General features: G+C 42.1%; 19 protein-coding genes. 6 read left to right on the forward strand and 13 right to left on the reverse strand.

The window, feature by feature from the left end; genetic code table 11:
• Positions 1-206: 206 nt before the first annotated feature.
• The 4 genes from ACWPVF_RS07815 (at position 207) to ACWPVF_RS07830 (ending at position 3,468) form a co-directional block, all read left to right on the forward strand.
• Entirely contained in the window at positions 207-638 is a 432-nt protein-coding gene (locus ACWPVF_RS07815; RefSeq protein ID WP_454385535.1) for an Rrf2 family transcriptional regulator, read from the forward strand.
• A gap of 95 nt (positions 639-733) precedes the next feature.
• Positions 734-1,738, forward strand: a complete 1,005-nt coding sequence (locus tag ACWPVF_RS07820) for an NADP-dependent oxidoreductase (RefSeq protein WP_454385537.1) — start codon at positions 734-736, stop codon at positions 1,736-1,738.
• Between the two features lie 13 nt (positions 1,739-1,751).
• A complete protein-coding gene (locus ACWPVF_RS07825; RefSeq protein WP_060955223.1) occupies positions 1,752-2,588 on the forward strand; it encodes an alpha/beta fold hydrolase in 837 nt (278 codons plus the stop codon).
• Between the two features lies 1 nt (position 2,589).
• Positions 2,590-3,468 carry an SDR family NAD(P)-dependent oxidoreductase gene (locus ACWPVF_RS07830; RefSeq protein ID WP_250307650.1) on the forward strand — a complete coding sequence of 293 codons (879 nt, stop codon included), beginning with the start codon at positions 2,590-2,592 and terminating at the stop codon, positions 3,466-3,468.
• Positions 3,469-3,749: 281 nt separating this feature from the next.
• Here ACWPVF_RS07830 and ACWPVF_RS07835 read toward each other — a convergent pair whose 3' ends face one another.
• The 11 genes from ACWPVF_RS07835 to rpsL all read right to left on the reverse strand — a co-directional run bounded on the left by ACWPVF_RS07835 (position 3,750) and on the right by rpsL (position 16,887).
• On the reverse strand, positions 3,750-4,313 hold the full coding sequence (locus ACWPVF_RS07835; protein ID WP_250307651.1) for an ABC transporter substrate-binding protein: 564 nt from the start codon (positions 4,311-4,313) through the stop codon (positions 3,750-3,752).
• A 186-nt stretch (positions 4,314-4,499) separates the two neighbouring features.
• Positions 4,500-5,537, reverse strand: coding sequence for a tRNA preQ1(34) S-adenosylmethionine ribosyltransferase-isomerase QueA (queA, locus tag ACWPVF_RS07840; RefSeq protein WP_250307652.1), 1,038 nt, complete (start codon positions 5,535-5,537; stop codon positions 4,500-4,502).
• Positions 5,538-5,565: 28 nt separating this feature from the next.
• Positions 5,566-6,474, reverse strand: a complete 909-nt coding sequence (locus ACWPVF_RS07845; protein ID WP_004250738.1) for a LysR family transcriptional regulator — start codon at positions 6,472-6,474, stop codon at positions 5,566-5,568.
• 142 nt (positions 6,475-6,616) lie between these two features.
• Positions 6,617-6,847 (reverse strand): GlsB/YeaQ/YmgE family stress response membrane protein, encoded by a 231-nt coding sequence (locus ACWPVF_RS07850; protein WP_414259735.1) that lies wholly within the window; start codon positions 6,845-6,847, stop codon positions 6,617-6,619.
• A 9-nt stretch (positions 6,848-6,856) separates the two neighbouring features.
• A complete protein-coding gene (locus ACWPVF_RS07855; protein WP_454385542.1) occupies positions 6,857-8,098 on the reverse strand; it encodes an aminopeptidase in 1,242 nt (413 codons plus the stop codon).
• A 22-nt stretch (positions 8,099-8,120) separates the two neighbouring features.
• On the reverse strand, positions 8,121-8,273 hold the full coding sequence (locus tag ACWPVF_RS07860; RefSeq protein ID WP_454385544.1) for a hypothetical protein: 153 nt from the start codon (positions 8,271-8,273) through the stop codon (positions 8,121-8,123).
• Positions 8,274-8,286: 13 nt separating this feature from the next.
• Positions 8,287-8,964: a hypothetical protein gene (locus ACWPVF_RS07865; RefSeq protein ID WP_454385546.1), complete on the reverse strand. Its 678-nt coding sequence runs from the start codon at positions 8,962-8,964 to the stop codon at positions 8,287-8,289.
• Positions 8,965-9,001: 37 nt separating this feature from the next.
• The gene (locus ACWPVF_RS07870; protein WP_454385548.1) at positions 9,002-13,396 is read right to left on the reverse strand and encodes a PolC-type DNA polymerase III; all 4,395 of its coding nucleotides are present in this window, start codon (positions 13,394-13,396) and stop codon (positions 9,002-9,004) included.
• 113 nt (positions 13,397-13,509) lie between these two features.
• The gene (gene fusA, locus ACWPVF_RS07875) at positions 13,510-15,591 is read right to left on the reverse strand and encodes an elongation factor G (protein ID WP_263394348.1); all 2,082 of its coding nucleotides are present in this window, start codon (positions 15,589-15,591) and stop codon (positions 13,510-13,512) included.
• A gap of 392 nt (positions 15,592-15,983) precedes the next feature.
• Positions 15,984-16,454 (reverse strand): 30S ribosomal protein S7, encoded by a 471-nt coding sequence (rpsG, locus tag ACWPVF_RS07880; protein WP_004250722.1) that lies wholly within the window; start codon positions 16,452-16,454, stop codon positions 15,984-15,986.
• Between the two features lie 19 nt (positions 16,455-16,473).
• Positions 16,474-16,887, reverse strand: coding sequence for a 30S ribosomal protein S12 (rpsL, locus tag ACWPVF_RS07885; protein WP_001142332.1), 414 nt, complete (start codon positions 16,885-16,887; stop codon positions 16,474-16,476).
• Positions 16,888-17,230: 343 nt separating this feature from the next.
• Here rpsL and ACWPVF_RS07890 point away from each other — a divergent pair, with 343 nt between their 5' ends.
• Both ACWPVF_RS07890 and ACWPVF_RS07895 read left to right on the forward strand, forming a co-directional pair.
• Positions 17,231-17,671 carry a LytTR family DNA-binding domain-containing protein gene (locus ACWPVF_RS07890; protein ID WP_254724853.1) on the forward strand — a complete coding sequence of 147 codons (441 nt, stop codon included), beginning with the start codon at positions 17,231-17,233 and terminating at the stop codon, positions 17,669-17,671.
• Positions 17,668-18,126, forward strand: coding sequence for a DUF3021 domain-containing protein (locus ACWPVF_RS07895; RefSeq protein ID WP_414266681.1), 459 nt, complete (start codon positions 17,668-17,670; stop codon positions 18,124-18,126). Before ACWPVF_RS07890 ends, ACWPVF_RS07895 begins: the two co-directional genes overlap by 4 nt.
• Before the next feature lie 39 nt (positions 18,127-18,165).
• Here the strand turns inward: ACWPVF_RS07895 and mutS are convergent, their stop codons facing one another.
• Positions 18,166-20,700, reverse strand: a complete 2,535-nt coding sequence (mutS, locus tag ACWPVF_RS07900) for a DNA mismatch repair protein MutS (RefSeq protein WP_454385551.1) — start codon at positions 20,698-20,700, stop codon at positions 18,166-18,168.
• Positions 20,701-20,746: 46 nt separating this feature from the next.
• Positions 20,747-21,193 (reverse strand): arginine repressor, encoded by a 447-nt coding sequence (gene argR, locus ACWPVF_RS07905; protein ID WP_004250715.1) that lies wholly within the window; start codon positions 21,191-21,193, stop codon positions 20,747-20,749.
• Between the last annotated feature and the right edge of the window lie 36 nt (positions 21,194-21,229).

Below are 21,229 nucleotides of genomic sequence, written 5' to 3' on the forward strand. Positions count from 1 at the left end.
GATTTCAAGGCTTTTTTTGTGTATCTGTTCTACTTTTGTTCTACCAATGGATACTAAAGATATAATTTTGTAAACAACCTTTCCAGACAGCTCTAATCTGATTTCACTCAAAATTTTAAAGAATTTAAAACAAAAGTCTTGCTTTTCTTTTTATTTATGTTATACTTGTTCTTGTATCTGATACATGTTTATAAAAAGGAGTTCAGATGGATACGAAATTTTCAGTTGCTTTGCATATCTTAACAATGATTAGTGAAAGCAAGGAAACATTAAGTTCTCAAGCATTAGCTATTAGTGTTGGGACTAACGCTAGTTACATTCGAAAAGTGATTGCCTTATTAAAAAATGCAGGCCTGATTACTTCACATCAAGGAAAAACAGGCTATCAACTCAGTAAGTCTCCAAAGAAAATGACTTTATTAGAGATCTACTATGCTACTCAAGAAATCAATCACATTAGTTTATTTCCTGTTCATCAAAATAGTAATCCCGATTGTCCCGTTGGAAAACATATTCAAGGAGCAGTTTCGCCACTATTTGCTAGAGCTGAAGCTCAACTTGAGAAGGAACTAGCCCAGCAAACCTTAGAAGATGTCATTAACAATCTTTATAAAGATGCCAAACATGTCCGAAACTGATTTGATAGCAAGTCAAGTCAGTTTTACCTGAAACAACATAGACTTGTATTAGATACAAGTCTATGTTGTCATATGAAAAAGAAAAGAGAAAACATATGAAAGCCGCACAACACACTACTTATAACAAAAAGAATATCACACTGAACATCATAGAAATCGCTACACCAAGTATCACAGACAAAGAAGTTTTAGTTAAAGTCACCGCAGCTGGGGTTAATCCTCTGGATAACATGATTTCCCGAGGAGAAGTCAAGATGATCGTCCCTTACAAACTTCCACAAACTGCTGGAAATGAAGTGGTCGGTATCATTGAAGAGACAGGTAGACAAGTCAAAAATCTCAAAGTCGGAGACCGAGTTTTTGGGCGTTTACCACTTAATCATATTGGTGCCTTTGCAGAATACGTAGCTGTCGATAGTCAGGCTCTAGCCAAGGTTCCAGACTATCTGTCTGACGAGGAAGCCGCTGCTGTTCCTTTGACTGCCTTAACCATTATGCAAGCCTTAGAACTCATGGGGGCTCAAGCTGGCAAAACCATCTTTATCTCTGGTGGTACAGGCGGTGTCGGCGGTATGGCCATTCCGATTGCTAAAGCTAAAGGTTTGAAGGTCATTACCAATGGGGCTGGAGATAGCGCTGAGCGTGTATTGAACCTAGGAGCAGACCGCTTTATCGATTATAAAACAGAGGATTATACAAAAACTGTTAGCCAGGTTGATTATGTCCTCGATACCCTTGGTGGCGCTGAGACTGAAAAACAAATGTCTATCATGAAAAAAGGTGGTCAGCTTGTTTCCCTCCGTGCTATGCCAAATGGTGACTTTGCCAAACGCATGAACCTGCCAAAATGGAAACAGATGATTCTTGGCTTAGCTGGTCGCAAATTTGATAAGATGGCTGACAAATACGGCGTTCACTACCATTTTATCTTTGTGGAAAGCAATGGTGCTCAATTACAAGAGGTAGCTGACCTCTTTAGCAAATTAGAAATCAAGCCATCTATCGATACAGTCTATCCATTTGAAGAAGTGAATAGCGCCTTAGACAAGGTCGCTAATGGTCGCTCACGTGGAAAAACTGTCCTCAGCTTTAAGAAATAAAAAGGAAAAGACAATGTCATATCTTACAACTAAAAATCAATACATCACTGTTGAAGGGAACAAAATTGCCTATCGCGAACTCAGCAAAGGCAAATCAAAACTACCTCTTCTGATGCTGGTCCACTTGGCAGCAACCCTCGACAACTGGGATCCAAAACTTTTGGACTTGATTGCTGAAAAGCACCATGTGATTGTGGTCGACCTTCCTGGTGTGGGAGCCAGTCAAGGAAAAGTGGCCCCAACCATTTCTGGAATGGCTGAGCAGACGATTGCCTTTATTCAATCCCTTGGTTACGATAAAATCAATCTCCTAGGTCTTTCTATGGGAGGGATGATTGCCCAAGAAATGGTCCGAATCAAGCCTGATTTGGTCAATCGTCTCATTATAGCAGGAACAGGACCTCGAGGTGGAAAAGAGATTGATAAGGTCACAGGGAAAACATTTAACTATATGTTTAAAGCTGGACTCGAGCGCATCGATCCTAAACGCTATATCTTCTATAACCATGATGAACAAGGAAAAATCGAAGCTTTGAAAGTTCTCGGACGAATGGGAATGCGAACCAAGGAATTTGCGGACAAAGACATGAGTGTGCCTGGTTTCTTGACTCAACTCAAAGCCATTAAACGTTGGGGGAAAGATTCTCAAGACGACCTAAGATTTATCACCCAACCAACCTTAATCGTCAACGGGGACAAGGATATGCAGGTTCCAACAGAAAATTCTTATGATATGCATGAGAAAATAAAAGATAGTAAGCTGATCATCTATCCAAATGCTGGTCACGGTTCGATCTTCCAATATGCAGAGGAGTTTTCAAAAGAACTCATTGCTTTCTTGGAGGACTAATATGGTCAAAACGATTCTGATTACAGGTGCTACTGACGGTATCGGTAAACATTTGGCAAAGAAATTAGCCAGTGAAGGCCATCAGGTCATCCTCCATGGTCGCAATCCTCAAAAACTTGAGCTGGCGCTTCAAGAGGTTCGGGCCGTTTCCTTGAGAGGCAGAGTTTCGAGCTACTTGGCAGATTTTTCAAAATTAGACGATGTTTATCGATTTGTAGGGGAAATCAAGCGAGACTTTCAAAGGATCGATGTCTTGTTTAACAATGCAGGCCTGTATGCAGGAAAAGAACGAAAAGCGAGTGCTAAAAATGTCGAGTTGACTTTTATGTTATTCGTTCTCGTTCCCTATCTGTTAACAACTGAGCTAAGCCCCTTGTTAGAAAAATCGGCTGACAGCCGTGTCATTAATACTTCTTCCTATATGCATCATTTTGCCAAGGTCAAGGATTTGGACTTTGGATTTGAGAAAGAATACAATCCAGGATTGGCCTACAATAATTCAAAACTTTACACTATTTGGATGACACGCTATCTGGCAAGAGACTTCTTTTTAAGAGGTTCAAACATCACCATCAATGCCTATCATCCTGGTCTTATCTCGACTAACTTAGGGAATAATTCTAGTGATGAAAAGACAAAAAAGTCTCTCTTCGGACGCCTGATGAAGTCTCTCTCGAAAGATCTAGATCAGGGAATCGAAACAGGCTATTATCTCACCTTATCAGAGGAAGTCAGGGGCTTGACTGGCTACTATTTTGATGAAAAGAAAGTCAAGTCTGTATCTGAAAAAGGCTACACATTTGAAAAAGCACAAGATTTAATCAATTACTGCAATGATAAAATTGAGTTGTTTAAACAGAAATATGCTCTGCTTAATTAGAAAAAAATTCTCTTTCCATTTTGCTAGAAAGAGAACTACCAATTCAGGGATAAAGGAATTCGTGTCACGAGCGCCTGCAGTATTGAGCAAGACACTCTTTGGAGCAGCTAAAGCCTCTCCTGTCTTTTGGTCATAATAAACAGCCTGTCCATTGCATTCGCCGATAAAGACACGACGGCGTCATAGAAAAAACACCTTTACCTCTTTCTATTTCCTTTGTTATATTTTAAATTGGTTAGAAAGCAAGGGCGTTTCTACACCCTTACTTCTTACTAGTATTCTTATTTACGGTAAAAATGACTATCTTTGTCACTTGGTGATTGGCCGATGGACAAGACTTCTTGGCTACCATCTGTACCTGTCAATTCATTTTGGACTCCCGCTGGAGTGTAGATAAGGCGAGCACCTTCTCCACCATCAACAAGTTGGATTCCTGCTGAGTAATAACCATTTTTTTCCTCTACTCGACCCATCTCATAATTAAAGGTTCCTTTTGAACTTTGGATTGTTACAATTCCATCAGATGTAACTGTTGCAGTTGTCCCTGCATAATTTTCCCAAGTTCCCACAAATTTAGCGTAAGCTTCTTGTGACTTTTGCTTATCTTCCTTTTGTTCTGCTTGCGTCGTTTTAGCATCTGACCCACTACTTGCCTCAGACTTCTGCCCCTCTTTTTGGCCTGCTTCTGTTTTACTTGCTGAAGCCGTCGTTACTTGAGTTGTTGTTTCCTTTTGATTTGAAGCTGAAGTATTCTTGTCAGCCTTTCCACCACAAGCAGCTAATGTAATAGCAGCTAACAAGGTTAGTAATGATAGACTTGTATAGCGCAATGTTTTGTTAGTCATAAAAATCTCCTTTGACATATGTCGTTTAAAGTGGCTAGCCTAGTTTTACATATAATTTTGATGGCTAACTCATTGCTTTCAGTTTATCATTTATTTCGTTTTTATTCAATAGCTACCCTACATAGAAAAAAGGCTCATCCAAGTAGGAATTAGCCCTTTTATTTCTAGTTTTGATTTGCTCGTTTTTTAGTAGATAAACATGGCATCGCCAAAGCTAAAGAAACGGTATTTTTCATCGATAGCATGTTGGTAGGCTTGGAGGACCAATTCACGGCCTGCAAAAGCTGAGACAAGCATGACCAAGGTAGACTTCGGCAAATGGAAATTAGTAGAAAAAGCATCCACCACCTTCCAGTCATAGCCTGGCTTGATAAAGATATTGGTCCAGCCAGAATCGGCCTGGATTTGGCCGTCAAACTTGCTTCCGATAGTCTCTAGTGTACGGATAGAGGTTGTTCCTACAGCAATGACACGGCCACCATTTTCTTTGACCTGACGCAAGGTCGCTGCTGCTTCCTCAGACAATTGATAAAACTCTGAGTGCATCTCGTGCTCATCCAGATTATCTACTGAAACAGGTCTAAAGGTTCCAAGCCCAACGTGCAAGGTCAGGTAGACTAGGTGAACGCCTTTTTGCTGGATTTCTTCCAGTAATTCCTTGGTAAAATGCAAACCTGCAGTTGGAGCTGCTGCTGATCCACTCTCCTTGGCATAGACTGTCTGGTAACGTTCACGGTCATCCAATTTTTCGTGAATATAAGGAGGCAAAGGCATTTCTCCAAGACTTTCAAGTACTTCTAGGAAAATTCCTTCATACTCAAAACGGACAATACGACCGCCATGGGTTAATTCCTCAGTCACGACTGCGCTAAGTCGACCATCACCAAAAATAACACGGGTGCCGACCTTGAGACGTTTGGCAGGTTTTGCCAAGACTTCCCATTCGTCTCCTGCTGTATTTTTCAAAAGCAAGAGTTCAACATGGCCCCCTGTTTCTTCTTTTTGACCATGAAGTCGAGCTGGCAAAACGCGGGTATCATTCATAACCAGGGCATCACCTGGCTCTAGCATTTCAATAATGGAGTGAAAGTGGCGATCTTGAAATTCACCTGTTTTGCGATTGACCATCAAGAGTTTAGAGGCATCGCGCTTTTCCAAAGGTGTCTGAGCAATCAATTCCTCCGGCAAGTGAAAATCAAAATCATTTGTATTTAATGTCGTCATTCTTCTTTTCTCTTCTCATTTACTCAAATTACTTATCAAAGCGAACTTCCTCAAGTAGGTACTCGATGAAACGTTCACCCATCTTAGACAAGCTTGTCTTTTCATGCTGGATATAAACCAGTTCAATGGGATCATCAATATCAAGTGGAATAGAAACGATATTGTCTCCATTAAGATTACTATTAAGGATACCAGTCGCGATGGTATAGCCGTCCAAACCTATCAAGAGATTAAACAAGGTCGCACGGTCACTAACAACGATGGATTTCTTGTGGTGTTCCTGAGACAAAATCTCCTCTGAGAAGTAGAAGGAATTATGGGTACCTTGGTCATAGCTCAAATATGGGAAGTCTTCTAGGTCTGCCAACTGCACCTTGTCTCTCTTAGCAAGAGGGTTGGTCTTGCTGACAAAGATATGGGGTTGGGCTGTAAAGAGATGGTGGGCAACCAGATGGTTATCATCCAACATCTTTGAAAGGACGTCTCGGTTATAGCTATTTAAAAAGAGGACTCCTACTTCACTGCGGAAGTTCTTGACATCATCAATGATTTCCCAAGTTCTGGTTTCACGCAAAAAAAGCTCGTACTTTTCCATATCACTTTTCTTGAGCAAGGAAACAAAGGCATTAACTACAAAGGCATAGTGCTGCGAAGACACACTAAAAAGCTCGCGATGAGCGATTGGGTTCTTATAACGTTCTTCTAGGAGTTGGGTTTGTTCGACAACCTGACGGGCATAGGATAGAAACTCCATCCCATCACGTGTGAGGGTGATTCCTTTAGGATTTCGGATAAAAATCTCAATTCCCATCTCATTTTCTAGGTCACGAACTGCATTTGATAGACTGGGTTGTGTAATAAAGAGTTGCTTGGCAGCCTCATTCATGGAACCAGTCTCTACGATTTTGATAATATAGTGTAATTGTTGAATTCTCATGCTTTTATTGTACCATACTTGAGGCAATATAAAAAGGAGCAGTCACTGAAAGCGAAGCTAGGCGCATATCAGTCTTTTTTGCAGCTCATAAAAAAGAGGTTGGAAGATTTCCAACCTCTCTATCTGTTCTAGCAAGTTAAAACTAGCTGTCTTTTTTCCAAAAGATGGCTAATAAAATCATGGCTCCTAAAACTGATGGGATAATAGCCGTATCAGCTAAAATAGGCCCCCAAGTTCCAAAAAGCATTTGACCCAGGAAAGCACCAATCCAACCCAGAAACATTTTCCCGAAGCATCCCATCCGTTCTCCACGATTGGTGATAACTCCTGCTAATAGTCCGATCAAAAGACCGACAAACATACTTCCAATCATAGTTTCTCCTTAAATTGCCCAATCTCCATTGCGGAAGAGGGGTACGCGTGTTCCATCCTCACGGATACCATCGATATCCATTTGGTTCGAACCAATCATAAAGTCAACGTGAACATCTGAACGGTTAAGTCCTGCAGCTTCCAGCTCTTCTTCGCTCATCTCTGCTCCACCAACAACGCTCGTTGCATAAGCGGCACCGATAGCTAAGTGGTTAGAAGCATTCTCATCGAAAAGGGTGTTAAAGAAGGTAATGCCTGACTGAGAAATTGGGCTTGGATCTGGTACCAAGGCACATTCACCCAAGGCACGCGCGCCAGCATTCTTAAAGACGAGATCCTTCATTACTTGATCACCCTTTTCAGCTGTGATATCAACGATTTGACCATTTTCAAAGGTCACCTTGATGCCTTCGATGATATTTCCATTATAGCTAAGAGGTTTCGTAGATGTTACATAACCATCTGCGCGACAGAAATCAGGGGCTGTAAAGACTTCTTCTGTTGGCATATTTGGCAAGAAACCTTCGCCTTGAGCATTGATGGCTCCAGCTGATTCCCAAACGTGGTTATTAGGCAAGCCAAGTGTCAAGTCTGTTCCAGGGGCAGTGTAGTGAAGAGCTGAGAATTGCTCTTTGTTGAGCATTTCCGCCTTGCTCTTCAAGATAGCTGCATGTTCTTCCCAAGCTTTAACTGGATCTTCTTCGTAGATACGGCAAGTTTTGAAGATTTGGTCCCAAAGGAGGTCTACTGCTTCTTCGTCACTCGCAGCATTTGGAAAGACCTTCTTAGCCCACTCTAGTCCAGCAGCTGCTGCTACAGTCCAGCTAACCTTGTTAGATTGAGTTGCGATACGCATTGGCTTCATAGCAATTCCCATTGCTTTAGCAGAAGCTGAAAGTTTTTCTGCATCCACTCCGTTCAAGGCACCTGGGTCAGAAGAACGAACACCGAGACGACTTGCTTTGTTTTCAAGAAGGTAGTTCATCTCAGCAATCTTATATTCTGGCACATTGTCCAAACGTTCTAGTGGCGCGTGAAGGAATTTCTCACGGTTTACAAAGTCATCTGCCCATTGAACGATAACTTCGTGTGCACCAAGGGCATAAGCCTCTTTAACGATTAAGTGAGCCAACTCACGTTGCTCCACATCGATTGAGAGAGCCAAGGTATGACCAGGTTGCACATTCACACCGTTTGCAACCAAAAGCTTAGCATATTTTTCTAGATTTTCTTTAAAATTTGGTAAAACCATTCTTGTTTTCTCTTTTCTATTTTTATTTTTCTTTCAAAGCAGAAAATAGCCCCGCTAAAGCAATGGCAGTAGACAAAAGTGCTGTCGATAGAAGAATTGTCTGATCAGCAAGGTCTAATTGATACTCAAACACCTTCTCAGCCGGCTTGTCTTCCGCAAAAATTCTGAGTTTCATCAAATGTCCTTTCTTATTCTTCGTACTCTCCTAGATAGAGACGTTGAGCCTCTGGGCTATTCGTGAGGATATCTACATAAGTTTCATAGTCATCAAGCAAGGGCTTTCCCAAAGAGATATCTTGTTCTGGATTTATATTTTTCCCATAAAGATAGCAAAGGTAGAGACGCTCATTGAGTGTTGGAAATACTTCAATGGACATGTGTTCAGCCTGGCCTACCCGATCCCAATCCTGTTCTTTGATATCTGGTATGATATAAGCTTGGAAGAGGCCCATAAGTGGATTATCCTCCGGTTGACCACTGTCCTTATCCGCTAGAACTAAAGAACAGCGTCGACCAAAATCAGCTACTTGGCGCTCCCGTCCCTTTACCGAAACAGTAATAGGATGTCCTCCAATATGGCTATAAATCCATTCTTTGGGTAGTTCATAATCTAACAGGGGTTCAAGATTTTTAACAATCGTTACAGGACTATAGCGTAGAAACTGACGAGTAACTGCTTTACAAAAGAGGATATCCTCCTCTTTCAAGGTCACTCCCTTCCAGTTATTTTCTTCGTTAAAATGGTTGAAAAATACCAGATAGGGATCACGCACCATTTGTGCTAATACGTAAACACCATTTCGCAAGCGTATGGAAATAACTTTCCCTGGTTTCCAAGGTGTTGCTCTTTTTTTCTTTACCATCATTAACTAACCTCAAACCTACATAAGACATTTCAAATTCTTAAAACAAATCATCAAACAAACTCAACTGGTTGTCCTCTGGCATATTGCCGAGAATCCCCATTTCATCCATCTTTTCAACTAAAGTTGAGGAAAGTCCACCACGCTTGCGTAGTTCGGTTTTAGAGAGAAATTCTCCCTCTTGACGAGCACGAACCAATTGCTTGGCAACGTTCTCTCCTAGACCATCCATAGCGACAAATGGTGGGATGAGGGTATCTCCGTCGATGATGAATTCAGTCGCATCACTGCGATAGAGGTCCAATTTCCCAAATTTGAAGCCACGTTCCCACATCTCATTGACGATTTCAAGTGTTGTGTAAAGGTCAATTTCTACGTTAGAAGCTTCATTGTTCTTGCGCTTTTCAGCAATTTCTTGCATCCTGCGTTTGATAGCATCCAAGCCTGCACCCATGGTCTTGATATCAAAGGCCTTGGCACGAATGGAGAAGTAAGCACAGTAGTAATAAATCGGATGGTGAACCTTGAAGTAGGCTACACGCAAGGCCATCATAACGTAGGCAGCCGCGTGGGCTTTAGGGAACATATACTTGATTTTTCCACAAGATTCGATGTACCACTCAGGCACATTGTTGGCCTTCATGGCTTCGATATAACCATTACGTTCTTCTTCAGAGATTTTGAGCCACATTCCCTTACGCACACGTTCCATGATGGTAAAGGCCATCTTTGGATCTAGGCCAGCGTGCATGAGGTAAACCATGATGTCATCCCGACATCCGATAACGGTTGATAGGTCCGCAATTCCAGCCTTAATCAAGTCTTGGGCATTTCCCAACCATACGTCAGTACCGTGAGACAGACCAGAAAGCTGTAGCAACTCGGCAAAGGTCGTCGGATGAGTTTCATCGACCATTCCCCGAACAAAGTTAGTCCCAAACTCTGGAATTCCAAGCATACCGGTCGAAGTGCCGATTTGTTCAGGGGTCACTCCCAGGATATCTGTACCTGAGAAAAGGGCCATGACACCTGGATCATCCATAGGGATATCATTTGGATCAATGCCTGATAAGTCTTGCAGTTTCCGAATCATGGTCGGATCATCATGACCAAGGACATCGAGCTTGAGGACGTTCTCATCGATATCGTGGAAGTTAAAGTGAGTGGTCTGCCATTCAGCAGTTACATCATCTGCAGGGTATTGCACTGGAGTAAAGTCATAGACATCCATATAATTAGGGATAACAACAATTCCTCCTGGGTGCTGACCGGTCGTCCGTTTAACACCCGCAGCTCCTTGGGCTAGGCGCTCTACTTCGGCTTCACGGTAGAACTTGCCATAGTCACGCTCGTAACCTTTGACAAATCCATAGGCTGTTTTAGCAGCCACCGTGCCAACCGTTCCTGCACGGAAAGCATATTCTTCCCCAAAGATATCACGAACATCCAAGTGGGCACTCGGCTGGTCCTCCCCTGAGAAGTTCAAATCGATATCGGGAACCTTATCCCCATCAAAACCAAGGAAGGTCTCGAAAGGAATGTCCTGTCCATTCTTGCTGAGCTTGTGACCACAGTTAGGACAGTCTTTATCTGGCATATCAAATCCTGAACCGTAAGAACCATCTGTAATAAACTCACTGTACTGACACTGACCACAGACATAGTGAGGCGATAGCGGATTAACCTCGGTAATCCCAATCATGGTCGCAACGAAACTAGATCCAACAGACCCACGGGAACCAACCAAATAACCTCGTTCGTTGGAACGATGCACTAGCATCTGTGAAGCCAGATAAATCACGGCGAAACCATTCCCCAAGATAGAGGTCAATTCCTTTTCAATCCGTAGATCAACGATATCAGGTAGTGGATTTCCATAGATTTCAAAGGCTTTTTTATATGTTAATTCAGCAACTGTTTCTTCGGCTTTGTCAATGAACGGTGTGTATAAATCACCCTTTACAACCTCAACAGGTTCAAAGATTGCTGCCAAGGCATTGGTGTTTTCAATGACAATCTTACGAGCCAAGTCTTCCCCTAGAAAGGCAAATTCATCCAACATTTCATTAGTCGTTCTAAAATGTGCCTTGGGTAGCGGAGCTGGTTGGGCAGCTTCTCCATGACCGATAGTTCGGTTAATCATGGCACCCTGACCTAGACTTCGTACGATAATCTCACGATAAATCTCATCCTCAGGTTCGATATAGTGGACATTTCCTGTCGCAAGAACTGGTCTTCCAAGGCGCTCTCCAACCTCAATCAAGCTCTTGATGATGATGTGGAGTTCCTCCATATCCTTAACCTGCTCCTTGGCAATCAAAGGTGCATAGATAGCCGGAGGCATAACCTCGATAAAGTCATAGTATTTAGCTACTTCGACTGCCGCATCTACTCCTTGTGACACGACTGCATCAAAGACTTCTCCTTCCGTACAAGCCGATCCCAAGATTAAACCTTCTCGATGGGCATCCAGAACCGTACGTGGAATTCGTGGAACTCCTTCAAAATACTGGGTATTTGAGAGAGAAACCAGCTTAAAGATATTTTTTAAGCCCACCTGATTTTTCACATAGATGGTCGCATGCTTGACTCGAGCTTTTTTATAAGAGTCCGGACTGATTAAATCAATATTCAATCTAGCCAAATCTGTCACACCATGTTTTTCTGCCACTTCCTTGATAAAGATAAAGAGCAGACGACCAGTTGCTTCCGCGTCATAGTTGGCCATGTGGTGGTGTTCTAGGGCAACACCAAAACGCTTGGTCAAAGGCCCTAAACCATGACGTTTATATTCAGGATAGAGATTTCTTGCGAACTCTAGCGTATCGATGACAGGTTGAGTGATTTTTGTAAGACCATGACGTTCATAATTGGCATTCATAAAGCCAACGTCAAAGGTTGCATTGTGGGCTACAAGAACGGTATCCTTACAAAATTCTTGGAATTCTTTCAGAACTTGAACCAAGGGTTTAGCATTTTTCACATGGTCATCGGTAATCCCTGTCAATTCGGTTGTAAAGGCTGATAAGGGGTGCCCAGGATTGATAAATTCATCAAACTCAGCAATGATATTGCCCTTATACATCTTGGAAGCCGCCACCTGAATCAAATCATTATAGATAGCTGATAGACCAGTCGTTTCCACGTCAAAGACTACATAGGTAGCTTCAGAAAGATCCATCTCCACTTCGTTGTAGACGATAGGAACACGGTCTTCTACGATATTGGCTTCCATTCCATAAATGAGCTGAATACCAGCTTTCTTGGCTGCCTTATAACCGTGAGGGAAAGACTGAACATTGCCGTGGTCTGTGATTGCTACTGCTTTATGACCCCATTTGGCTGCTGTTCCAACGATTTCTTCGACCTCAGGAAGAGCATCCATAGTCGACATATTGGTATGGGCATGAAACTCAACACGACGCTCGCCTTCTGGCATCAAGTCCTTACGCTCATAGTGAACAACTTCCTGCACATCTTGCACATTCATGGTCAAATCTCGTGTGAAATTATTGACCTCGACATTTCCACGAACACGGAGCCATGAATTTTTCTTAATGATGTCAAACTTCTGAGCTTCTTCTTCGTTTCGGACCCATTTTTGCATGGAGAAACTAGACGTATAGTCCGTCATCTTAAAATTAATCAAGACACGACCCGTTCTAGTCACTTTATGCTCCACATCAAAGACAACCCCTTCAAAAACCAGTCGATTTTCTTCGGTATTGACCTCAATCATTGGAGTTACCTCTGCCTTGTCGAGTTTAGGCTTAGCAGCTGCCTTCTTGGCTTGGAAATCAAAGACAGGTTTATCCTCAACTGGAGGAGGCGGTGCCATCTGTTCTAACTGTTCCATAGCTCGAAGGGTCTCATCATTGGCAGCCTGAACAATCATTTGATTTTCAGAATGGAAAGCTTCCTGCTCTTCCTTTGTCAAATCTTCATTTTTCTCTAAATGGCATGTAAACTTAGGAAAACCAAAGAGTTCAAGTTGTTTGCTAAGATTTGGCAAATGGTTTTTTCTGAAATGCTCTGTATCTGCTGCTTCAGAGCCCTCAATAATCAACTGATCATTTTCAAATCGAACCTGAAAATCCTGATACATGGTTCGAAAGCCTTGACTAGAACAAGGGCCAGCTGAAAAAGCCTCCCGATAGTATGCCTGTAAAAGCTCTCTTGAAAAATCTTGATCTTTCGTTTTAATCTCGAAAGTCGCTTGATTTCCTGTTTTTGAAAATTCTTCTTTCAATCCCTTCTTCAATGCTAAAAAGAGTTCAAAGGGCAGAATATTCTCAAAGACAAAACGAAACTCCCAAATGTTACTTTGCTTGTGTACAATAACTTGTTCAATTTCAGCCTGGGAGAAGGCCTCATGATTTCTGATCTCAGCGGGAATTCCCAACTGATTCATTAAAATTTCAAAAGTGGTTGACATCCATTTTCCTCACAATATACTCCTTCTATTTTACCATATTTGAGGCAATTTTAGCTATTTCTACCAAACAGAAAAAGAAGCCACAAAGTGACTTCTTTTAAAGTGACAGTGAATTATTCTTCACCTTTGTTTTTCTTAATGATTTCTTCTTGTACTGACTTAGGTACATCTTCGTAGTGGTCGAATACCATCATGAATGTACCACGTCCTTGTGATGCAGAACGAAGAACTGTTGCATAACCGAACATTTCAGCAAGTGGAACGTAAGCACGAACGATTTGGCTGTTACCGTGAGCTTCCATACCATCTACACGTCCACGACGAGCAGTTACGTGACCCATAACATCACCAAGGTTTTCTTCTGGAACAGTGATTGTTACAAGCATCATTGGCTCAAGGATAGCTGGTTGTGCAGTCTTAGCAGCTTCTTTAAGTGCAAGAGATGCAGCGATCTTGAAGGCAGTTTCAGATGAGTCGACATCGTGGTATGAACCATCGTAAAGCTTAGCTTTAACGTCAACCATTGGGTAACCAGCAAGAACACCGTTAGCCATAGATTCTACCAAACCTTTTTCAACCGCTGGGATAAATTCACGAGGAACCACACCACCGACGATTGCGTTTTCGAATTCGAATCCTTTACCTTCTTCGTTTGGAGTAAATTCAATCCATACATCACCGAATTGACCTTTACCACCAGACTGACGTTTGAAGAATCCACGTGCTTGAGTAGAAGCGCGGAATGTTTCACGGTAAGATACTTGAGGAGCACCTACGTTCGCTTCAACTTTGAACTCACGACGCATACGGTCAACAAGGACGTCAAGGTGAAGCTCACCCATACCAGAGATAACTGTTTCACCAGTTTCAACGTTAGTTTCAACGCGGAATGTTGGATCTTCTTCAGCCAATTTTTGAAGGGCGATACCCATCTTGTCTTGGTCTGCTTTGGATTTAGGCTCAACCATCAATTGGATAACTGGTTCTGGAACGTTGATTGACTCAAGGATGATTTTAGCTTTTTCATCTGTCAATGAGTCACCAGTTGTAGTGTCTTTCAAACCAACGGCAGCAGCGATATCACCTGAGTAAACAGTGTCGATTTCTTGACGGCTGTTAGCGTGCATTTGAAGGATACGTCCGATACGTTCACGTTTACCTTTAGAAGTATTCAATACGTAAGAACCTGATTGAAGAACACCTGAGTAAACACGGAAGAATGTCAAACGACCTACGAATGGGTCAGTCATGATCTTGAAGGCAAGAGCTGCAAATGGCTCTTCATCAGATGCTGGACGAGTTTCTTCTTCATCTGTATCTGGGTTGATACCTTTGATCGCAGGGATATCAAGTGGGCTTGGAAGGTAGTCGATAACCGCATCAAGCATCAATTGAACACCCTTGTTCTTGAAGGCAGAACCACAAAGTACTGGGTAGAATTCAACGTTGATAGTCGCTTTACGGATACCAGCTTTCAATTCCTCGTTAGTGATTTCTTCACCTTCGAGGTATTTCATCATCAATTCTTCGTCAGTTTCAGCAACTGCTTCAACCAATTTTTCACGGTATTCTTGAGCTTGTTCAAGGTATTCAGCTGGAATATCTTCTTCAAGGATATCTGTACCAAGGTCGTTAGTATAGATTTCAGCTTTCATCTTGATTAAGTCGATGATTCCACGGAAGTCATCTTCAGAACCGATTGGCAATTGAATTGGGTGTGCATTTGCTTGAAGACGATCGTGAAGTGTGCTTACTGAGTAAAGGAAGTCAGCACCGATTTTGTCCATTTTGTTGGCAAATACGATACGCGGAACTCCGTACTCAGTTGCTTGACGCCAAACTGTTTCAGTTTGAGGCTCAACACCTGATTGTGAGTCAAGAACTGTAACCGCACCGTCCAATACACGAAGAGAACGTTGTACTTCGATTGTGAAGTCCACGTGTCCTGGTGTGTCGATGATGTTTACGCGGTGGTTGTTCCATTGAGCTGTTGTCGCAGCAGATGTGATAGTGATACCACGTTCTTGCTCTTGCTCCATCCAGTCCATTTGTGACGCACCTTCGTGAGTTTCACCGATTTTGTGGATTTTACCAGTGTAGTAAAGAATACGCTCAGTTGTAGTTGTTTTACCGGCATCGACGTGGGCCATGATACCGATATTACGAGTTTTTTCAAGTGAAAATTCGCGTGCCATGAGGTTTGTTTCTCCTATATTTTTTATTTCTATTCTATTATAACACGATTTCAATAAAAACGGATAGGCAGGACCCACCCGTTCTCAATGTTTATCTTGTTTAGTTGGTTTCAACTTGTGAGATGGGAAGTTGAATTGTACTCGGGCTATAGTTAGTTAGCCGATTTGAGCCGGAACGGAATGCTGTGTGAAAAAGATAAACTTCCTTGTATTCGTCAAATACTGCGTCAGTTTCCTATTTTCACCTTGTATCCTTACCGTTCCTAGCATCATGATCTAGTTGAGCTCAAGCTAAAAGTCTTGAGAAAAAGATGAATCTCATTGGTTGCAATCGCAACCTGCTTTGATTCCCTATTTTCTCTGGGACTTTCTTAACGCTTTCGCATCCTATATTACCAACGGAAGTGTGCGAAGGCACGGTTAGCTTCAGCCATACGGTGAGTGTCTTCACGTTTCTTAACTGCTGCACCAGTGTTGTTAGCAGCATCCAAGATTTCTTTTGCAAGACGGTCTTGCATTGTGTGTTCACCACGAAGGCGAGCGATTGTTACCAACCAACGAAGTCCAAGTGTTGTACGACGTTCTGGACGAACTTCAACTGGGACTTGGTAGTTAGATCCACCAACACGACGTGCACGTACTTCAAGTACAGGCATGATGTTTTCCATAGCTGTTTCAAATACTTCAAGTGCATCGTTACCAGTAGCTTCTTTGATTTGCTCAAAAGCACCGTAAACGATTGAAGCAGCTGTACCACGTTTACCGTCAAGCATAACGCGGTTGATAAGACGAGTAACTAATTGTGAATTGTAAAGCGGATCTGGCAATACTTCACGTTTTGGAGCTCTATTTTTACGACTCATTTCTCTTTATCCCCTTTCCTTATGCTTTTGGACGTTTAGTACCGTATTTAGAACGGCCTTGTTTACGATCGTTAACACCTGCAGTATCAAGTGCACCACGGACGATATGGTAACGTACCCCTGGAAGGTCTTTTACACGTCCACCACGAAGAAGCACCACGCTGTGCTCTTGCAAGTTGTGTCCGATACCTGGGATGTAAGCAGTAACTTCGATAAGGTTGCTCAAACGTACACGAGCAAATTTACGAAGGGCAGAGTTAGGTTTTTTAGGTGTCATAGTTCCAACACGAGTTGCTACACCACGTTTTTGTGGTGAAGAAACGTTTGTTTGAACTTTTTTATGACTGTTGTAACCAACGTTCAAAGCTGGTGATTTAGATTTTTCTACTTTTGATTTACGCGGTTTGCGAACCAATTGGTTAATTGTAGGCATCTACATTCTCCTGTGTTTTTTTTATTTTTGGTGATGATACACTTGGTGACAGCTATCATCTGTGTGTACTTTTGCAACATTTGTCAGCACGTCCCTGTACACTCTTGAGAGACCAAAAGTAAAAAGTACCGTCTAACATTGTACCACGTTTTTTCTATTTTTGTCAATATATTTCTTCTTATTTTTTGACTTATTTGCTCTAAAATCTCTTTGAAAACGGTCACCTACCAGATAGACTCTTCAACCGACCACATAGACAGAGCTTCTTGTATTTGTCGACAAAATGGTGTTTAATAGATTTGTAAGTAAGAGATCTCTATTACAACTTTATAAAGGAGAAATTATGAAACTCAGACTTGATATTGATCAGCAATACACCGAAGAGCAAATCATCATAGAGGCACCGACCTTGTCCCCTAGAGTTCAAAAGGTTCAGGACTTTGTACAATCCCTGGATCAAAAAGAAACTATCAAAGGAAAATTTCAAGACCAGGTCTACTTGATTCAGATTAGCAAGATTCAGCGTGTATACATTGAAAATCGTAAGGTTCTGGCCGAGACGGATAGCCAAACCTATGCACTTGACATTCGTCTCTACCAAGCAAGTGAAATTCTACCTGCTTCCTTTATCCAAATTTCCCAATCGGAAATTGTCAACATTGATGCAATTAGTCATCTAAAACTAACCTCTAACGGCTTGATTGAAATTTATCTTAAAAACGAAAGTTTCACCTACTCATCTCGCCGTTACCTCAAAACTATTAAGGAGAAATTAGAACTATGAAAAAACAAGTATTTCACGATGCCACAACTGGTATCCTCATCGGCCTCATCCTATCTATTATCTTTTCTTTTATCCACTCACCAAGTAACTACGCACCTCTCAGCCCCAACTCTTTAATTGGGCAATTCATGACCCAACATCAGGTGCATGGATCACTCGTCTTACTTTACTGTCTGCTTATCTGGTCAGCTATTGGAGTCCTCTTTAGTTTTGGTAGCCGTCTATTCGCTCAAGATTGGAGCCTTCTTCGTGCGACTGTCACTCACTTCTTCCTTATGTTGCTAGGTTTTGTACCTCTAGCAATCCTAGCAGGCTGGTTCCCTCTTCACTGGACTTTCATCCTTCAACTCATCCCAGAGTTTGCCATCGTCTACCTCATCATCTGGACGATTCTCTACAAAAGAGAATCAAAGAAGGTTGCCCACATCAACCAACTATTAGCTCAGAAAAAATAAGACCTAAAAACCCACTCCGTTTTGTGAGTGGGTTTTTGCTTATAATTTTTGTTTCAGCTCTAATAAGAGATTCATGGCTTGCATCGGTGTCATATTGTACACATCTACTTGGGCCAACTCTGCTAGGATAGGATTTTCTTCTTTTTCATCAAAGAGAGACATTTGCTCATTGACAACATTCCTTTGATTGATAGAAATTGGATTTTCCTGACCTTGGCTCTCTAGTTGAGTTAGAATCGCATCCGCCCTTTTTAGCAAGTCTGCTGGCAATCCTGCAATCTTAGCAACGTGAATACCGTACGATTTGTCTGCTGGACCTGGTTCAATCTTATGAAGGAAAGTGACCTGACCATTTTGCTCAAGCGTAGCCACGTGTACATTTACTAGATGTTCAAGACTAGCTTCCAAACTGGTTAATTCATGGTAGTGCGTTGCAAAGAGAGTCTTGGCACCAATATGCTCGTGGATATACTCGATAATAGACTGGGCTAGAGCCATACCATCATAAGTTGCGGTTCCTCGACCAAGCTCATCAAAAAGAATCAATGAATCCTTTGTCGCATGACTAATGGCATTATTAGCTTCCATCATCTCTACCATAAAGGTAGATTGACCTGAAACCAAATCATCTGCCGCTCCGATACGTGTAAAAATCGCATCAAAAATTGGCAGTCGAGCACTTTCTGCAGGGACATAAGAACCCATCTGAGCCATAACCGCTGTAATGGCTAGTTGACGCATGTAGGTTGACTTCCCGCTCATGTTCGGACCTGTAATTAGTTGAATGCTAGTATCTTCATCCATCTGGATACTATTGGGAATATAGGTCTGAGCTCCCATGACCTTTTCAACAACTGCGTGACGACCATTCTGGATAGCAATCCGCGACTCTTTCCCAAACTCTGGTCGAATCAGGTGCTGTTTTTCTGCAACTACTGCCAAGCCTTGCAAGACATCGATAGTAGCGATTCCTTGAGCCAGAGCCTGTAGACGTTGGATATACTTGCCAACCTCCTCACGAATACGCATAAAGATTTCGTATTCTAGGTTTGCTGATTTCTCACGCGCCTCTAACATTTCTCCCTCGATACGCGCCAGCTCCTCTGTCCCAAAACGCTCAGAGTTTTTCAGCGTAGCCTTGCGGAAAAAGTGGGTTGGAACATTGCTGAGCTGCGAATTGGTCACATGGAAATAGTAGCCGTCTTTTTTATTGTAATCAATCTTGAGAGTATGGATGCCAGAATTTTCTCTTTCCTTGGCCTCGATCTCAGCAATCCAGCTGGTCCCTTCTCTCAGCACACGACGGTATTTATCCAAGGTCTCATCAAAGCCCGTTCGGATAATACCACCTTCGGTAATCACGTGGGGAGCCTCAGGAGCAATAGCAGCAGTTATCAGGCTTTCCAACTCAGGAATAGCATCCAGTTGTTCAATTAGATAAACTAGAGCTGGTTGCTCCATTCCTTCTAAAATGGCGCGAATTCGCGGAACACTTCCTAAGGTAGTCGCTAATTGCAAAAGATCTTTAGGATTACTTTTCCCAAAAGAAACACGACTAGCCAGACGTTCGATATCGTAGACTCCCTTGAGGCTTTCCGTTAAATCACTACGCTCAAAGAAATAATCCAGAAAGACTTGTACAACTTCCTGACGTTCAAGGATACGGTCCTTATCAATCAAAGGGCGTTGAATCCAGGAACGTAAGAGACGCATACCCATGGCGGTCTTAGTCTCATCTAGCAACCAGAACAGGCTCCCTTGTTTCTTACCTGAGCGAGCATTTTCAACCAAATCCAGACTAGCCTTGGTCGCAAAATCCATCTGCAAGAAATCTTTGATTTCATAACGAATAACAGGTTTTAAGTGATTCAACTCTCTCATCTGCGTCCGATGAACATACTGAAGAAGTTTCCCACTAGCTGCTCCTTCAACAGTTGCCAATCTTGAATCCAACAGATGGACGTCTTCATATGTTTCTTGTTCATAGGAAAGCACTAGATTCATTTGACGACTGAGAATCTGTTCTTCCTCTTCAGACAAGTCGTAACCAATCACCACTTCTCTGGCCTTTAGGTTACGGATTTCACCACAGACTAGAGAGAAATCTGATAATCCCGTTACATAGAAATCACCTGTCACTAGGTCCATATAGGCTAGTCCATACTGGGAACCTTCACGATCAATAGCCACTAAAAAGTTATTGTGACTATCTGGCTTACTACTATCAACCACTGTTCCTGGTGTAATGACCTGAACAACCTCGCGCTTAACAACACCAACAGCCTGCTTAGGATCTTCCATCTGCTCGGCGATGGCAACCTTGTAGCCACGCTCAACTAAGACATCTATGTACTGTTGGGCAGAGTGATAAGGAACTCCAGCCATAGGAATCGGATTTTCAGCATTTTTATTGCGACTGGTTAGTGAGATTTCTAGTATCTGTGCAGCATTGACTGCATCTTCATAAAACAACTCATAAAAATCACCCATACGAAAAAGCAAAAAAGCATCTGGATATTGTTTTTTGATATCCACATACTGTTGCATACCAGGCGATAATTTTTCAGTAGTCATTTACTCTCTCCTTGTAAAAACAGTCCTGAGAGAAGCTCTCAAGACCTTATCTATCTTCCATTAACTCTAGCAAGCGTTCTTCCATGACTTTAGCTGCATGTTGATCCTTACAGATAACCAACAAGGTATTCGCTCCGGCAACAGTACCTAAGATCCACCCATCTTTATTTGAATCTACTACATTGGCTAAAACGGATGCTTCTCCAAGTTTAGTGTGGAGAACCAAGGTGAATTCGGCTCTTGCAACACCCTCTAAGTGATGTGAAAGGAATTCGACTAGATCAATCTTCTCTGTCTCATTTGCTAGCACATAGTAAACAACATCGTTTTTCTTAACTTTGGTTAAGCCAAGCTCTCGCAAATCACGGGATAATGTCGTTTGTGTCACAAAGACATCACAGGCTTCCAATCGATCTTGAATTTCCTTTTGAGTTCCTAATTTTTCTTCTGTAATCATTCGCTTGATGAGCTGATGACGTTCTCTTTTTCTCATAAGATCCTTTCGATTGCATATTTATAACATTTTACA

The organism is Streptococcus sp. Marseille-Q7087 (genome assembly GCF_965111935.1).

Coding starts and splice junctions, on each gene's coding strand:
- ACWPVF_RS07815 (WP_454385535.1), top strand. CDS start 207: ATGGATACGAAATTTTCAGTTGCTTTGCATATCTTAACAATGATTAGT.
- ACWPVF_RS07820 (WP_454385537.1), top strand. CDS start 734: ATGAAAGCCGCACAACACACTACTTATAACAAAAAGAATATCACACTG.
- ACWPVF_RS07825 (WP_060955223.1), top strand. CDS start 1,752: ATGTCATATCTTACAACTAAAAATCAATACATCACTGTTGAAGGGAAC.
- ACWPVF_RS07830 (WP_250307650.1), top strand. CDS start 2,590: ATGGTCAAAACGATTCTGATTACAGGTGCTACTGACGGTATCGGTAAA.
- ACWPVF_RS07835 (WP_250307651.1), bottom strand. CDS start 4,313: ATGACTAACAAAACATTGCGCTATACAAGTCTATCATTACTAACCTTG.
- queA (WP_250307652.1), bottom strand. CDS start 5,537: ATGACGACATTAAATACAAATGATTTTGATTTTCACTTGCCGGAGGAA.
- ACWPVF_RS07845 (WP_004250738.1), bottom strand. CDS start 6,474: ATGAGAATTCAACAATTACACTATATTATCAAAATCGTAGAGACTGGT.
- ACWPVF_RS07850 (WP_414259735.1), bottom strand. CDS start 6,847: ATGATTGGAAGTATGTTTGTCGGTCTTTTGATCGGACTATTAGCAGGA.
- ACWPVF_RS07855 (WP_454385542.1), bottom strand. CDS start 8,098: ATGGTTTTACCAAATTTTAAAGAAAATCTAGAAAAATATGCTAAGCTT.
- ACWPVF_RS07860 (WP_454385544.1), bottom strand. CDS start 8,273: ATGAAACTCAGAATTTTTGCGGAAGACAAGCCGGCTGAGAAGGTGTTT.
- ACWPVF_RS07865 (WP_454385546.1), bottom strand. CDS start 8,964: ATGATGGTAAAGAAAAAAAGAGCAACACCTTGGAAACCAGGGAAAGTT.
- ACWPVF_RS07870 (WP_454385548.1), bottom strand. CDS start 13,396: ATGTCAACCACTTTTGAAATTTTAATGAATCAGTTGGGAATTCCCGCT.
- fusA (WP_263394348.1), bottom strand. CDS start 15,591: ATGGCACGCGAATTTTCACTTGAAAAAACTCGTAATATCGGTATCATG.
- rpsG (WP_004250722.1), bottom strand. CDS start 16,454: ATGAGTCGTAAAAATAGAGCTCCAAAACGTGAAGTATTGCCAGATCCG.
- rpsL (WP_001142332.1), bottom strand. CDS start 16,887: ATGCCTACAATTAACCAATTGGTTCGCAAACCGCGTAAATCAAAAGTA.
- ACWPVF_RS07890 (WP_254724853.1), top strand. CDS start 17,231: ATGAAACTCAGACTTGATATTGATCAGCAATACACCGAAGAGCAAATC.
- ACWPVF_RS07895 (WP_414266681.1), top strand. CDS start 17,668: ATGAAAAAACAAGTATTTCACGATGCCACAACTGGTATCCTCATCGGC.
- mutS (WP_454385551.1), bottom strand. CDS start 20,700: ATGACTACTGAAAAATTATCGCCTGGTATGCAACAGTATGTGGATATC.
- argR (WP_004250715.1), bottom strand. CDS start 21,193: ATGAGAAAAAGAGAACGTCATCAGCTCATCAAGCGAATGATTACAGAA.